The organism is Sinorhizobium glycinis, assembly GCF_001651865.1.
Classification (GTDB): domain Bacteria; phylum Pseudomonadota; class Alphaproteobacteria; order Rhizobiales; family Rhizobiaceae; genus Sinorhizobium; species Sinorhizobium glycinis.
The window spans coordinates 1,128,384-1,142,233 of the sequence record NZ_LPUX01000053.1; the positions used below are offsets into that span (position 1 = coordinate 1,128,384).

Genomic DNA, 13,850 nt, shown 5'->3' on the forward strand with positions numbered 1-13,850 from the left:
CGCTCCTCGCCTATCTCCAAAAGAGTGCTGCCGCCCATCCTGAGGGGCTATCGACAGCCTCGCCGTCGTCAACAATAATCCACCACACGGCATCCGATCGGCGATGCGGGAGGAGGACATCATGACGGGCAGGCTTTCGGGCAAGGTTGCGCTGATCAGCGGCGGCGCCGGCGGCTGCGGGCTGGCGGCTTCCCGGCTCTTCGCGCGCGAGGGCGCCAAGGTCGGCATCGTCGACCTGCCGAAGAGTAGGGGCGAGGAGGCTGCGGCCGCCATTCGCGCCGAGGGCGGGCAAGCCGTGTTCGCGGCCGCCGACGTCTCGGTCTCGGCCGAGGTGAGCGCCGCCGTCCATGCCGTCGAGGATGCCTTCGGCCCGATCACCGTCCTCTTCAACCATGCAGGCATTCTCGCCGTCGGCCCATTCCTCGAAACGGAAGAGGCGGAGTGGGACCGGCTGATGGCGGTGAACGTGAAGAGCATGTTCCTGATGACCAGGGCGGTGCTGCCGGGCATGATCGGCGCCGGCGGCGGCAGCATCGTCTGCACCTCGTCGATCTCGGCGGTGGCGGCGACGCCGATGGAAGTGCTCTACGACACGACCAAGGGCGCCTGCCACATGTTCGCCCGGGCGATCGCCGTCGAGTTCCGCGACCGGGGTATTCGCTGCAACGCCGTCTGCCCGGGCTTCATCGCCACCGACCACGGCAAGCGCGAGCTCGTCGGCCTGAGCAAATACGGGGTCGACGTGTCGGACGCGGCGATCGCTGCCCAGCAGGGGCGGATGTGCGATCCGATGGAGGTGGCCAACGCCGCGCTGTTCCTGGCGAGCGACGAGTCGAGCTTCGTCAACGGCACGCACCTGTTCGTCGACAATTGCTTCACGGCGGTCTAAGGAGACGCGAGAATGCTGCAAGCGGGTGGTCATTGGCGCAACTGGGTCGGAAACCAGTCGTGCATCGTCCGTCACCGGGGCGTCCCGGAGAGCGAAGCAGCCCTTGCCGAAATGGTGCGGGAAGCGACGTCGGCCGGTCTCAACGTCCGCTGCGCCGGCTCCGGCCATTCCTTCACGCCGGTGGCGCTGACGAGCGGCCTGCATCTGACGCTGTCCGGCATGCAGGGCGTCACCAATGTCGACCAGGAGCGCAAACGCGTGTCGGCGAGCGCCGGAACGACCATCAACCAGCTCGGCAAGACGCTGAAGTCGAACGGCCTGTCGCTGATCAACCAGGGCGACATCGACAGCCAGGCGCTGGCCGGCGCGCTGACCACCGGCACCCACGGCACCGGCGCGGCGCTCGGCAACATGGCGTCGCAAATCGTCGGCATGCGCCTCGTCCAGACCGACGGCTCTATCCTCGTCGTCGACGAGACGACCCCGGATCTGCTCGAGGCCTCACGCGTCTCCGTCGGCATGCTCGGCGTCATCTCCGAAATCACGCTGCAGGTGATGGACAGCTACAAGCTTCACGAAAAGCTGTGGCGCTGCGATTTCGACGAATGCATGGAGCAGCACGACGAACTCGCCGCCAGGCACCGGCATTTCGGCTTCTTCTGGTGCCCGGTTCCGGAAAGCCGCCATTGCTACTGCCTGCCCGATACTTCGTCCGTCTCGACGACGGAGAAGACGGCCGACGTCTGCGAAATGAAGGTGATCGACATCACCGACCGGCCACCGATGGAGAGCGCTTTCGAAAGGATCGCCTATTCCTCGGAAATCTACCCGATCGAATATGTGCCGAACTTCCACGAGCTCGAATATGCGGTGCCGGTCGCCCACGGCAAGGAGGCCGTCAAGGCGGTGCGCAAGCTGATGCTCGAAAAGCATCCGACCTGCATCTACCCGATCGAATACCGTTTCACCGCGGGCGATTCCGGCTGGATCAGCCCGTTCTACCAGCAGGACTCGATTACCCTCTCCGTCTCCGGCGAGCCCGGAACGGACTACTGGGACTATCTGAAGGACGTCGACACGATTCTCCGCCAATACGGCTCGCGCCCGCACTGGGGCAAGCTGCACTTCCTCGGCGCCGAGGACGTGACGGCACTCTATCCGCGCTCCGACGACTTCCGGGCGCTAAGGGCAAAGGTCGATCCGGAGGGCCGTTTCCTCAACGACCATCTGCGGCAGCTTTTCGCTTAGATGTTCAATAACGACTCGTCGTACCAAACATCCTCATAGTCCCCTGCTACCAGAAATCGCCACCCGGGCGGCAAAGCAAGGTACTTCTGCACCTGTGGACACCAAGCACGCAAATGCTGCACATGCAGCGGCTTAAAGAAATCCGGATCATCAGATAGCTCGTCACCGGCCCATATAAACCAGCCGGTGGTGTCGCCCTCCGGCGGATGGCGCAAGCCGTTGATGGGCGTTGTGCCATTCCGTCCGTTCAGAGCTATTCCCACCTTCATCCCTGATGGTGAAGGGTAATAAGCCGCGCCATACTTCTCACAGATTTCTTTCTGTGCGCTTTCGTTTGCGTCGGTCACGGCCAAAACCCGTCTTTTGCCGTCAGGCGGCCGGCGTCTCGCTTTCCGCGGCGGCGACCTTCGGGCCGCCCTTGGCGACGCCGACCATGGCCGGGCGCAGGACGCGTTCGCCGATCGTGTAGCCGGCCTGCACGACCTGGACGACGGTGTTGTTCGGAACTTCGGGGTTCGGAACCTCGAACATGGCCTGATGGAAGTTCGGATCGAACTTCTGGCCGGTCGGGTCCAGCTGCTTCACGCCATGGCGCTCGAGCGCCGCCAGCATCGAGCGCTCGGTCATTTCGACGCCTTCGATCAGCGCGGTGAGGCCGGCATCGCCGGACTCCCTCGCCTCGGCCGGAATGGCTTCCAGCGCGCGGCGCAGATTGTCGGAAACGGCCAGCATGTCGCGCGCGAAACCGGCGACGGAATAGGATTTTGCATCCTTCACGTCGCGCTCGGTGCGGCGGCGCAGATTGTCCATCTCGGCGGCGAGGCGAAGATATTTGTCGCGCAGCTCCGCATTTTCCGCCTTGGCGAGCTCCAGCGGATCCGGCGCAGCGGCGGAAGCATCCGCTTGCGCTGTTTCCGCCGCTTCCGGCCCGGCTGCTGCCTTTACAGTGTCTTCCGGCGCCGCGGCCTCAGGTCCGTTCTTGTTCGTTTCGTCGGTCATGACGTTCTCCGAATGTCTTGTCTTTGGTGTGTTCGGCATCATCAAACCAGCGGAAGTCGCTTTGCTTGAACGTTCTGTTGCCTGGATTTGAAGCCGATATCGAGGTTTGAGCCCGAAAAATCAAGGGTCCATCGGTCCATCATCGAAAAGGAATCGCTCAGCGCGACAGCCGCGACATGAGCTGGGCGGTGTAATCGACCATGGGCACGATCCGCGAATAGTTCAGCCGCGTGGGGCCGATAACGCCGACGGCGCCGACGATCCGGTCGTCGCCGTCTCGATAGGGGGCGACGATCAGCGACGATCCGGACAGCGAAAACAGCTTGTTCTCCGAGCCGATGAAGATGCGCACGCCCGGGCCGCTTTCGGCAAGATCGAGCAGCTCGATCAGGCTGTCCTTCTTTTCAAGGTCGTCGAACAGCATGCGCAGCCGTTCGATGTCCTCGCTTCCTTCCAGGCCCTCGAGCAGGTTGGCACGGCCGCGCACGATGAGGCGGGCCGGCTTCTCGTCGCCCTCGCTGCCCGACCAGATCGCTAGCCCGCGCTCGACCAGATCCTGCGACAGCGCGTCGAGTTCGCCGCGCACGGTCTCCTTGACCTTCTCCAATTGCGCACGCAGTTCCGGGATTGTCTGGCCCGCAAGATGCGCATTGACGAAGTTCGCCGCTTCGGTGAGCTGTGCGCTGGTGATGCCCGCCGGCAGCTCGATAATGCGGTTTTCCACCTGGTCATGGTCGCCGACCAGGACCGCGAGCGCCTTGGTCGGCGCGAGCCGAATGAATTCGACATGCTTCAGCACCGGATCGCTCTTCGTCGTGATGACCAGCCCGGCGCCGCGGGACATGCCAGAAAGCATCTGGCTTGCCTCGGCGAGAAGGCTCTCGACCGGCTGGTCGCGATTGCCGGGGCGCACTTGCCGCTCGATAGAGGCTCGCTCCTCGGCGGAGAGGTTGCCGACCTGCATGAAGGCGTCGACGAAGAAGCGCAGCCCGCTCTGGGTCGGCAACCGACCTGCACTGACATGAGGCGAATAGATGAGCCCCAGATCCTCGAGATCGCTCATCACGTTGCGCACCGAGGCGGGCGACAGCGACATCGGCAGAAGGCGCGAGAGGTTACGCGAGCCGAGCGGCTCGCCGCTTTCCAGATAGGTCTCCACGATGCGGCGGAAGATCTCGCCGGAGCGCTCGTCCAGCGTCGATGCGATCCCCTGCTTTTGAGGGTTGCGCAGTACCATTTCACTCCATGCAAACAACCGTTCGTGTCCCCGCCGAATATAGAGACCCGCGGTGGCAATGGCAAAAGGGAAAAATCACCCCCCTGCCCCGGTATCACCCGGTTCCCTTTACCCCCGCCATGATCTAGAAGGCTCACCAGATAGATAGGAGTTGACGATGCGGCCGTCCGGCAGAAAAACCGACCAAATGCGCAAGGTTTCCTTCGAGCGCAATTTCTCCAAGCATGCGGAAGGCTCCTGCCTGGTGCGCTTCGGCGACACGCATGTGCTCTGCACCGCGAGCCTCGAGGAGAAGGTTCCCGCCTGGCTGCGCAACGGCGGCAAGGGCTGGATCACCGCCGAATACGGCATGCTGCCTCGGGCGACCGGCGAGCGGATGAGGCGCGAAGCGGCCGCCGGCAAGCAGAGCGGCCGCACGCAGGAGATCCAGCGGCTGATCGGCCGCTCGCTCAGAGCCGTGGTCGATCTGCCGGCGCTCGGCGAGCGCCAGATTTCGATCGACTGCGACGTGATCCAGGCCGATGGCGGCACCCGCACCGCCTCGATCACCGGCGCCTGGGTTGCGTTGCACGACTGTCTGAAGTGGATGGAAGCGCGCAACATGGTGAAGGTCGAGAGGGTGCTCAAGGACCATGTCGCCGCCATTTCCTGCGGCATCTTCGCCAACCAGGCGGTGGTGGACCTCGATTATCTCGAAGACTCGGCGGCCGAGACCGACGCCAATTTCGTCATGACGGGCAGCGGCGGCCTGGTCGAGATCCAGGGAACGGCGGAAGGAAAACCCTTTTCCGAGGAAGAGTTTGCAACACTGATGCAACTCGCCAAGGACGGCATTGCCGAGCTCGTCGCGTTGCAGAAGCAGGCGATCGCCGGCTAATGCATGTCGCCCAAAAGGTGTGCAGCGGCTTTAGGACAACGACATGCATAAAAACAAAGACCTAAAGCGCGTCGCGTCAACCCGTTTGAACGCGACGCGCCTTAGGGCTTGAGGCGGATCGCTCGCCTCGCGCTCACGTGAAGATGAGAGGATTGACGTTGACACCCGCTCTTGAAGGCATCCTCGAAACCGCGCTCTATGCGGAGGATCTCGACGCCGCCGAGGCTTTCTACGGCAACCTACTCGGGCTCACGCGGATCACCCGCGTCGCCAACCGCCACGTCTTCTTCCGCTGCGGCGACGGCGTGCTCCTGATCTTCAACGCGGCGGAAACAGTGAAGCCGCCCACGGCAGGCGCGCTGCCTGTGCCGCCGCACGGCACGCAAGGCAAGGGGCACATGTGCTTCCGCGTCGGAGCCCAGGCGCTCGACGCCTGGAAGGGGAAGCTGGAGGCAGCAGGTGTCGCGATCGAGGCGGATATCCGCTGGCCGAACGGCGCCCGCTCCTTCTACTTCCGGGACCCGGCCGGAAATAGCCTCGAATGCGCGGAACCCGGCCTGTGGGCCATCGATTAAATCGCAGCTGCAAAGCTTGGACGGAACGGAAGTAGATGCGCAAACTCGTTGACAAGACGCTCGTGGTCGCGAGCCACAATGCCGGCAAGATCCGCGAAATCCGCGATCTCATCGGACCGCTCGGCTTCGAGGCAAAGTCGGCGGCCGACCTCAATTTCGTCGAGCCGGAGGAAACCGGCACGACTTTCGAGGAGAACGCGACGATCAAGGCGCTCGCCTCGGCCAGGGCCTCCGGCCTGCCGGCGCTCTCGGACGATTCCGGCCTTGCCGTCGACGCGCTCGGCGGCGCCCCCGGCGTCTACACCGCCAATTGGGCGGAACGCGAGGACGGCAGCCGCGACTTCGCCATGGCGATGGAAAAGGTCGAGAACGAACTCAGGGAGAAAGGCGCGTCGAAACCGGAAGAACGGACGGCCCGCTTCGTCTCGGTGCTCTGCCTTGCCTGGCCGGACGGGCATGTCGAACTGTTTCGCGGCGAAGTCGAGGGCCGGGTCGTCTGGCCGCCGCGCGGAACGAGCGGCTTCGGTTACGATCCGGTCTTCCAGCCCAAAGGCTACGACACCACATTCGGAGAAATGAGCGCCGAAGAGAAGCACGGCTGGAAGCCGGGCGACGCAGACGCACTTTCGCATCGCGCCCGCGCCTTCAAGCTCTTTGCCGAGACCTGTCTCGGCGCCTGAGAAGCAATGATCCAGACGGCCACGCTCTCGACGATCGGTGACGGCATGGACCCCGGCTTCGGGGTCTATGTCCATTGGCCGTTCTGCGCGGCCAAATGCCCCTATTGCGACTTCAACAGCCATGTCCGCCACCAGCCGGTGGACCAGCCGCGCTTCGTCGCCGCCTTCCTTGAGGAAATCGCGGCGGCGCGGGCACTGTCCGGCCCCAGAACCGTCACCAGCATCTTCATGGGCGGCGGCACGCCGTCGCTGATGGAGCCGGCGACGGTCGCTGCGATCCTCGACGGCATCGCGCGGCACTGGCATGTGCCGGATGGCATCGAGATCACCATGGAGGCCAATCCCTCGAGCGTCGAGGCGACGCGCTTCCACGGTTACCGGGCGGCCGGCGTCAACCGCGTCTCGCTCGGCGTCCAGGCCCTGAACGACCGCGACCTCAAGTTCCTCGGCCGGCTGCACAATGTCGAGGATGCGCTGAAGGCGGTGCGGCTGGCCCGCGAGATCTTCCCGCGCATGTCCTTCGATCTGATCTATGCTCGCCCGAACCAGACGGTCGCGGAATGGGAGCGCGAGCTGAAGCAAGCGGTCTCCTATGCCGTCGACCACCTCTCGCTCTACCAGCTCACCATCGAGGAAGGGACGCCCTTCTTCGGTCTGCACAAGGCAGGCAAGCTGATCGTGCCGGACGGGGAGCAATCGGCCGTGCTCTACGAGGCGACGCAGGAGATCACCGCGGCGATCGGCATGCCGGCCTACGAGGTTTCCAACCACGCTCGCCCGGGGGCCGAAAGTCGGCACAACCTCACCTATTGGCGCTATGGCGACTATGCGGGCATCGGCCCCGGCGCCCACGGGCGGCTGACCGTCGGCCCTGGCAAGATCGCGACCGCAACGGAACGCAACCCGGAGGCATGGCTGCGCCTCGTCGAGGAGCATGGCGACGGCATCACCGAACGGGAATCGCTCGATCTCGAAGCCCAAGCCGACGAATTGCTGCTGATGGGCTTGAGGCTCCGGGAAGGCGTCGACCTCGCCCGCTGGCAGACGCTCTCCGGCCGCGATCCGGATCCCGAGCGCGAACAGTTCCTGATCGAGCACGGCTTCATCGAACGGCTCGGCAATTCACGCCTGCGCTGCACGCCGGCCGGCATGCTGATCCTTGACGCGGTGGTGGCCGATTTGGCTTGCTGAAGGAATTGGAGCAGTACCGAGCCAGCGCGCTTTGAGGCGATTGCCCCTCTCCTCGGGTTTAACCCGAGGACTTAGCCCTCTCCCCGCAAGCGGGGAGAGGGGACTGCAGGGCGCGGCATACCCCTTCGCCCCGCTTGCGGGGAGAAGGTGCCGGCAGGCGGATGAGGGGCCGAGCGCTCAACCCTTCTTCACCGGCGACACAATTCCCCAGGTGATGCCGAACGGGTCGCGCAACTGGCCGTAATAATCGCCCCAGAAGGCGATCTCCAGCGGCATCGTCACCTCCGCCCCCGCCGCCACCGCCCGCTCCCACCAGGAATGGGCGTCGTCGACGATGAGATGCAGGACGAAACCCTCCGGCGGCTTCCAGGGAAAGCCGAACTCCGGGAAGGGATCGTTCAGCATCAGCGCACCGCCGTTGATCGTCAGGTGGCAATGGATGAGGCGCTTGCCGTCCTCGGCATATTTGCGGTCCTCCTCCTTGGCACCAAAGGCGCGGGCATAGAATTTGGCGGTTGCGTCCGCGTCCTCGACGTTGAGGTAGGCGATGACGCCGGCCATCGGCGGATGCGAGGGCGCGTTCCAGTCTACCTGCGAGGCGGGGTCGAGATCGATCGCCGCCTTGAAGCTCCCGTCCATATAGAAGGGGACGGACTCATGAAGGTGAGCGATCTTCCATCCTTTGTCGGTGCGCGTCAGGCCGAACGTCTGCCGGTACCAGAGCGATACCTTCGCCCCGTCCTGCTTTTCGCCGGAGAGATGCGCCAGCGCCGTGGCGAAGGCGACGTCATCGCCGGATGAAATGTCGAGGTCCTGAAACCGGTAGCCGAGCGCACCCTTCCAGGTCGCAAACCACTGCTCAAGCCCCTCGGCGCCGGTGTCCGAGGCCTTCAGCGGCGGCGCCAGCGAAAATACGAGGCAATCCTCCGCGCCGTGGGAAAGGACGCGGCCCGTATCCTTTTCCCGCATGGCCTCAGCCCAGTCTTCGATCGCCGCCCGAATCTCCGCGGCGTTTGCGCTCCTCTCGGCGGTGGACATGATTACCCTCCTCTCAGAATTTTGCGACGAGTGCCGCGAGCTGGTCGGCGCATTGGCCCCAGCCTTCGTGAAAGCCCATCTTCTCATGCGCCTCGCGATCAGCAACGCTCCAGTGACGGGCACGGGCCGTGTAGCGGGTCTTGCCGCCCTCGTCCTCGAAGGTGAGAATGGCCGTCATGAACGGCTTCTCGGACGGCTTCCAGGCTTCCGTATAGGCATCCGTGACAACGATCTTCTCGTTTGGCACGACCTCCAGATAAACGCCCTGATTGGGATAGAGCTCGCCCTCCGGCGAGCGCATGACAAAACGGTTCGTACCCCCGGGCCTGACATCGAGCTCCGCTTCGGTGATCGTCCACGGCATGGGCGCGAACCATTGCTTCAGCAGCTCAGGATCCGTGAAGGCGCGATAGACCTTTTCGGGCGGTGCATCGATCAGGCGGATCAGAACCAGTTCGCGGTCGTTGGCGGGGTCGGTTGCTGCGGTCATGTGCAATTCCTTCTTGGCAGGTTCGAACCTAGGACGACCGGGGAGATCGGATTCCGACAGCAGCCCATAACTTTTTATCGTTGTCGTTGGACGAACCCCGAAGCGTCTACATCACCCGCAAGGTGATCGAGCTGCTTGCGGATATAGGCCGCCTCCGACGCATTGGTGGCGAGCGCGATCGCCCGGTCGAAGGCGACGCGCGCCTCGCGCACCCGGCCCATCTGCTTGAGCAGGCCGCCGCGCAGGCCGTGAAAATAGAAATAACCGGAGAGCCTGTCGGCCAGCGGCTCGACCAGCGCAAGTGCGGCCTCCGGCCCCTCGCGCTTCGAGACGGCCACCGCCCGGTTGAGGGTTACGACCGGCGACGGCTGCAGGCGCTCGAGCGCCCGGTATAGCAGGTCGATCTCCTCCCAATCCGTCTGTTCCGGCCGTTCGGCGCGCGCATGCAACGCCGCAACCGCGGCCTGGATCTGGTAGGGACCGGGGCGACGGTGGCGCATCGCCTTGTCGATCATCGCCAGCGCCTCGGCGATCATCGGCCGGCTCCACAGCTGCCGGTCCTGGTCTTCGAGCAGGACAATGGCGCCATGGGCGTCGAAGCGGGCTCTGGCGCGAGAATGCTGGAGGAGCAGAAGCGCCGTCAGCCCCATTATCTCCGGCTCGGCCGGAAACAGCCGCAAGAGCAGCCGGGACAGCCGGATCGCCTCGTCGCAGAGATCGGCGGAGACCCCATCCGGCCCGTTCATCGCCGAATAGCCCTCGTTGAAGACGAGGTAGATCATCGTCGCGACAGCCGCCAGCCGCTCGGCACGATCAGTCGCATCCGGCGTTTCGAACGGGATGCCGGCCGCCGCGACCCGGGCCTTGGCGCGGGTGATGCGCTGTTCCATCGCCGCCTCGCCGACGAGGAAGGCACGGGCGATCTGCTTGACGGAAAGACCGGACACGATCCGGAGCGCCAGGGCGATCTGCTGGGTCGCCGGCAGGACCGGATTGCTGCAGACGAAGAGCAGCCTCAGTATATCGTCGCGGTAGTGCGCCCCGTCCAGGCGGTCGGCAAGCTCGCTTTCCCGGTCCTCGACGTCGGAGAGCAGCTCTTCCGGCGGCAGCGCCGTCTCGCGCGACTGCCGCCGCACCCGGTCGATACCGCTGTTGCGGCCGACGAGGATCAGCCAGGCGGTCGGGTCGCGCGGCGGCCCGTTTGTCGGCCAGGTCTTCAAGGCCCGGATGCAAGCCTCCTGGAACGCTTCCTCCGCGAGATCGAGATTGCGGAAATAGCGCAGCAGAGCGCCCATAGCCCGCGGCCGCGCCGAAACCAGGGCAAGGTCGATCCAGGCCGTGTCGGTCATGGGGCAAGCTCACCTGGCTTATAGAGGGAAAGGGGGCGGATCTCGTAGGAGCCGGCAGCCGGGTTGGCGCCACTCAGCTCACGGGCAAATTCGAGCGCCTCGTCGAGCGATGTGCAATCGATCAGATAAAAACCGAGCAGTTGCTCCTTGGTTTCGGCAAAGGGGCCGTCGATGACGACGGTCTCGCCGGGCCTGTGGCGCAATGTCGTGGCGGCGGTAGTCGGCAGGAGCCGCGCCACGGGGCCGAGCTTGCCGGCCTCGACATATTTGCGCTGGACGGAGGTCAGATCACGCATGACCTTGTCATCCTGCTCCTTGGTCCAGGCGCTGGTGACGTCTTCCGAATTGTAGCAAAGCACCGCGTAAAGCATGAGACCTCTCCCGCTTCAATCAAAAGGACGAATGACGAAAGAGATAGCCGACAAGCGAGGCGAAAAAAATACCGGGGCACGCGAGGCCCAAGCGCACCCTCGGTGCTGACCAACGAGAAAAGCCCGGCGAAGCCGGGCCTTTCGTAAGTACGGGCTTACCTATTCCTATTCATTGATCAATCGCTTCAGCAATTCAATCTCGTGGCTGAGCTTCGTGTCGCCGGCGATCAGTTCCTCGATCTTGCGCACCGCGTGCAGCACGGTCGTGTGGTCGCGACCGCCGAAGCGGCGGCCGATTTCCGGAAAGGACCGCGGCGTCAGCGTCTTCGACAGATACATGGCGATCTGCCGCGGCTTGACGATGACGCGCGTGCGGCGGTTCGAGACCAGTTCCTGGCGCGAGACATTGTAGTGCTTGGCGACGATGCGCTGGATGTCCTCGATGCGGACGCGGCGCGGCTCACCGGCATTGACGAGATGGCCGAGGAGTTCGTCGACGCGCTCGATCGACAGCTGCGGCTCGAAGGAGCGGCGGAAAAGGAGCTGGTTGAAGGCCCCTTCCAGCTCGCGGCCGCTGGCGGTGACGTTGCGCGCCACATGGCTCAGGATATCCTGCGGAATGTCGAGCGACCCGTCGTCCTGGCGGGCCGCTTCGAGGCGGCGCTTCAGCATTTCGAGGCGCATATCGTAGTCAGGCCCCTCCATCTCGATCGCCACGCCGCCCTGCAGGCGCGAGCGAACGCGGCTGTCAAGCGATTCCAGCTCCCAGGGGGCCCGGTCCGCCGCCACGACCACCTGCTTGGCCGAGTCGAGCAGCATGTTCAGGAGATGGCAGAATTCATGCTGGATCGACTTGCCCTGCAGGAACTGCATGTCGTCGATGACGAGAAGATCGATGTTGCGCAGCGATTCCTTCAACGACAGCGCGTCGTTGTCACGGATGGCGGTGGCGAAACGCCACATGAAATATTCCGCCGTCAGGTAGACGACACGCGGCGCCCGGGCGCTTTGCAGGGCAGCGAGCGCGATCGCCTGCAGGAGATGCGTCTTGCCGAGACCTACACTGGAATGGATGAACAGCGGATTGAAGCGCACGGCACCGGCGCCGGCCTCCGCAATCGTGCGCGCGGCGGCAAGCGCCACGCGGTTGGACGAGCCCTCGACGAAGCTCTCGAAATTGTAGCGCTGGTCGAGCGGCGAGCCGAACAGCGGCGCCTGTGCCGGCTTTGCGGCGGCTGCGACCGTGGCAGCGGCAGCGGCAACGGGCTGTGGTGCGGCTGCGCGGCGGACCGGGGCAGCCGGAGCCGTTTCGGCTGCAGCAGGCACTGCCTCTTCATGCACCGCCGGGCGCTGGCCACGGGTCGCGGTACGGACGAGAATCTCCACCTTCAGGATCTCACCGTCTTCCTGCTGGAAAAGATTGGTTATCAGATCGAGATAGCGGTTGTTGATCCAGGACTTCAGAAACGTCGTGGGCACCGACAGGCGCACGACGCTTTTCGATACCGAATGGAGCTTGAGACGCCCGAACCAGCTGGCGAAGACATCCGGACCGACCTGGGCTTTTAGACGCGCACTTACCCGATCGAAAAGTGCGTCATGCCGCATGTCGTGTTTTTCCCCCGCCGCCTGAGACTGATTGCTTCCGGCCTGAAAACCTTCAGACGCCGTCGCCAAATTCATCTGCATGTTGCCGCCTTCCAATATCATTTTCCGATGCCGTCATCCCTGCCGGCCTCATCTCTTATGCCCATCGGCCACGGCTGCCTTCAAAGCCATGCCGCCCCCGACGGGCGCCCTGTCGCAGCGAAACCAGGCTCCTCATATCCCGCCTCGCTGCGCGCTGCGCTCATCCGCTCGCCTCGTTCAAGCGAATGTCCCCTCGCGCCTAGTCCTAGCGATTCCGTGTGGCTGTTTTCAAGCCATCCGGACCTAACCCAATGTGACTACACCGCACCCTCGTACGAAGCGGGCAGCCGAGGCCTCCTTCCTTCTAGAACGCACACCAACACAGAACCGGTGGGCACATACGCACCACAATCAAAAGGCGAAATGTCCTCGTACCGTGACGAAGGCTCGTCCGGCTTAACCATCTCGACTTGTCTGATTGAGCGACGTGGTGTTACCCCGCCACAGGAAACAGAAAGCCCGAAGCCATCCCCTTGAAATGACCCCAAAACCTCCTTGATACAGATGTAGTCCGTGTCCCCTGTGGAAGTCATTTAGGCAGGATCGGTCGCCAAGATCAATGGCGATTTTTACCGCTCCTTAAGCGCTGCCGGTTGACTCTCGGGCCGCGTTTTGCATGCGCTATTTCGAGTCCCGCAAGAATCGCTTTTGAATCAAGGGTTTTGATTTTTGCCAGCATGTTTAGCTGGCGAAAAAGAAAAAAAATAAAAAATCTCTTGACTCACTTCGCGCCGAATATCCCGACGCGCAGCGACGCAATCCCGGCGAGAACCTCTTACAAACCGTTGAAATTACTCAATCATTTGTGTCACGCCAATGACATGATCGCCGTCCGGGCAGGTTAACCATGACGATGGCAGAATTATGAATCCGAAAAGCCCGGCGCACGCGCCGGGCTTTTCATCATTTGCTTATTATTTAGCCGGGTTAGGCCGAAAGGGCCTTCACGCGCTGCGCCAGGCGGGACACTTTGCGCGATGCCGTATTGGCATGCAGCACGCCCTTGGTGGCGGCACGCATCAGCTCAGGCTGTGCTGCCTTCAGGGCGGCGGCGGCGGCTGCCTGATCGCCGGAAGCGATCGCCTCTTCAACCTGGCGGACGAAGGTGCGGACGCGCGAACGACGAGCCTTGTTCACTGCGGTACGGCGTGCGATCTTGCGGGTCGCCTTTTTCGCCGAAGTTGTATTGGCCATTGATGCCTCTCTTCGAAAACTGA

Annotated in this window: 15 protein-coding genes; 6 read left to right on the forward strand and 9 right to left on the reverse strand. The window is 63.7% G+C overall.

Annotation, left to right across the window (positions count from 1 at the left end; translation table 11 throughout):
* Positions 1-121 precede the first annotated feature (121 nt).
* On the forward strand, positions 122-889 hold the full coding sequence (locus AU381_RS10085; RefSeq protein ID WP_064241897.1) for an SDR family NAD(P)-dependent oxidoreductase: 768 nt from the start codon (positions 122-124) through the stop codon (positions 887-889).
* A gap of 12 nt (positions 890-901) precedes the next feature.
* Positions 902-2,137: a D-arabinono-1,4-lactone oxidase gene (locus AU381_RS10090; RefSeq protein ID WP_064241570.1), complete on the forward strand. Its 1,236-nt coding sequence runs from the start codon at positions 902-904 to the stop codon at positions 2,135-2,137.
* On the opposite strand, the gene AU381_RS10095 is transcribed toward AU381_RS10090, so the two are convergent.
* The 3 genes from AU381_RS10095 to hrcA all read right to left on the reverse strand — a co-directional run bounded on the left by AU381_RS10095 (position 2,134) and on the right by hrcA (position 4,373).
* Complete coding sequence (locus tag AU381_RS10095) at positions 2,134-2,484, reverse strand: immunity protein Imm33 domain-containing protein (protein ID WP_244520036.1); 351 nt, start codon at positions 2,482-2,484, stop codon at positions 2,134-2,136. The two genes, AU381_RS10090 and AU381_RS10095, sit on opposite strands and share 4 nt — an antisense overlap.
* Positions 2,485-2,506: 22 nt before the next feature.
* Positions 2,507-3,136 carry a nucleotide exchange factor GrpE gene (grpE, locus tag AU381_RS10100; protein ID WP_064241572.1) on the reverse strand — a complete coding sequence of 210 codons (630 nt, stop codon included), beginning with the start codon at positions 3,134-3,136 and terminating at the stop codon, positions 2,507-2,509.
* A 157-nt stretch (positions 3,137-3,293) separates the two neighbouring features.
* Entirely contained in the window at positions 3,294-4,373 is a 1,080-nt protein-coding gene (gene hrcA / locus AU381_RS10105) for a heat-inducible transcriptional repressor HrcA (RefSeq protein WP_064241573.1), read from the reverse strand.
* Positions 4,374-4,530: 157 nt separating this feature from the next.
* On the opposite strand from hrcA, the gene rph reads away from it, so the two are divergent.
* The 4 genes from rph to hemW all read left to right on the forward strand — a co-directional run bounded on the left by rph (position 4,531) and on the right by hemW (position 7,696).
* Positions 4,531-5,250 carry a ribonuclease PH gene (gene rph / locus AU381_RS10110; RefSeq protein ID WP_064241574.1) on the forward strand — a complete coding sequence of 240 codons (720 nt, stop codon included), beginning with the start codon at positions 4,531-4,533 and terminating at the stop codon, positions 5,248-5,250.
* A gap of 143 nt (positions 5,251-5,393) precedes the next feature.
* Positions 5,394-5,825, forward strand: coding sequence for a VOC family protein (locus AU381_RS10115; protein ID WP_082909757.1), 432 nt, complete (start codon positions 5,394-5,396; stop codon positions 5,823-5,825).
* 35 nt (positions 5,826-5,860) lie between these two features.
* A complete protein-coding gene (gene rdgB / locus AU381_RS10120) occupies positions 5,861-6,505 on the forward strand; it encodes an RdgB/HAM1 family non-canonical purine NTP pyrophosphatase (protein WP_064241576.1) in 645 nt (214 codons plus the stop codon).
* Positions 6,506-6,511: 6 nt separating this feature from the next.
* Complete coding sequence (gene hemW, locus AU381_RS10125; RefSeq protein ID WP_064241577.1) at positions 6,512-7,696, forward strand: radical SAM family heme chaperone HemW; 1,185 nt, start codon at positions 6,512-6,514, stop codon at positions 7,694-7,696.
* Positions 7,697-7,873: 177 nt separating this feature from the next.
* Here the strand turns inward: hemW and AU381_RS28400 are convergent, their stop codons facing one another.
* The 6 genes from AU381_RS28400 to rpsT all read right to left on the reverse strand — a co-directional run bounded on the left by AU381_RS28400 (position 7,874) and on the right by rpsT (position 13,827).
* Positions 7,874-8,734, reverse strand: coding sequence for a nuclear transport factor 2 family protein (locus tag AU381_RS28400; RefSeq protein ID WP_082909759.1), 861 nt, complete (start codon positions 8,732-8,734; stop codon positions 7,874-7,876).
* A 13-nt stretch (positions 8,735-8,747) separates the two neighbouring features.
* Complete coding sequence (locus AU381_RS10135) at positions 8,748-9,224, reverse strand: SRPBCC family protein (protein WP_064241578.1); 477 nt, start codon at positions 9,222-9,224, stop codon at positions 8,748-8,750.
* 74 nt (positions 9,225-9,298) lie between these two features.
* The gene (locus AU381_RS10140) at positions 9,299-10,573 is read right to left on the reverse strand and encodes an RNA polymerase sigma factor (protein ID WP_064241579.1); all 1,275 of its coding nucleotides are present in this window, start codon (positions 10,571-10,573) and stop codon (positions 9,299-9,301) included.
* Positions 10,570-10,944 (reverse strand): YciI family protein, encoded by a 375-nt coding sequence (locus tag AU381_RS10145; protein ID WP_064241580.1) that lies wholly within the window; start codon positions 10,942-10,944, stop codon positions 10,570-10,572. The genes AU381_RS10140 and AU381_RS10145 overlap by 4 nt, the downstream gene beginning before the upstream one ends.
* 165 nt (positions 10,945-11,109) lie before the next feature.
* Complete coding sequence (gene dnaA, locus AU381_RS10150; RefSeq protein ID WP_064241899.1) at positions 11,110-12,552, reverse strand: chromosomal replication initiator protein DnaA; 1,443 nt, start codon at positions 12,550-12,552, stop codon at positions 11,110-11,112.
* Positions 12,553-13,560: 1,008 nt separating this feature from the next.
* Positions 13,561-13,827, reverse strand: coding sequence for a 30S ribosomal protein S20 (gene rpsT / locus AU381_RS10155; RefSeq protein ID WP_064241581.1), 267 nt, complete (start codon positions 13,825-13,827; stop codon positions 13,561-13,563).
* Positions 13,828-13,850: the final 23 nt, after the last annotated feature.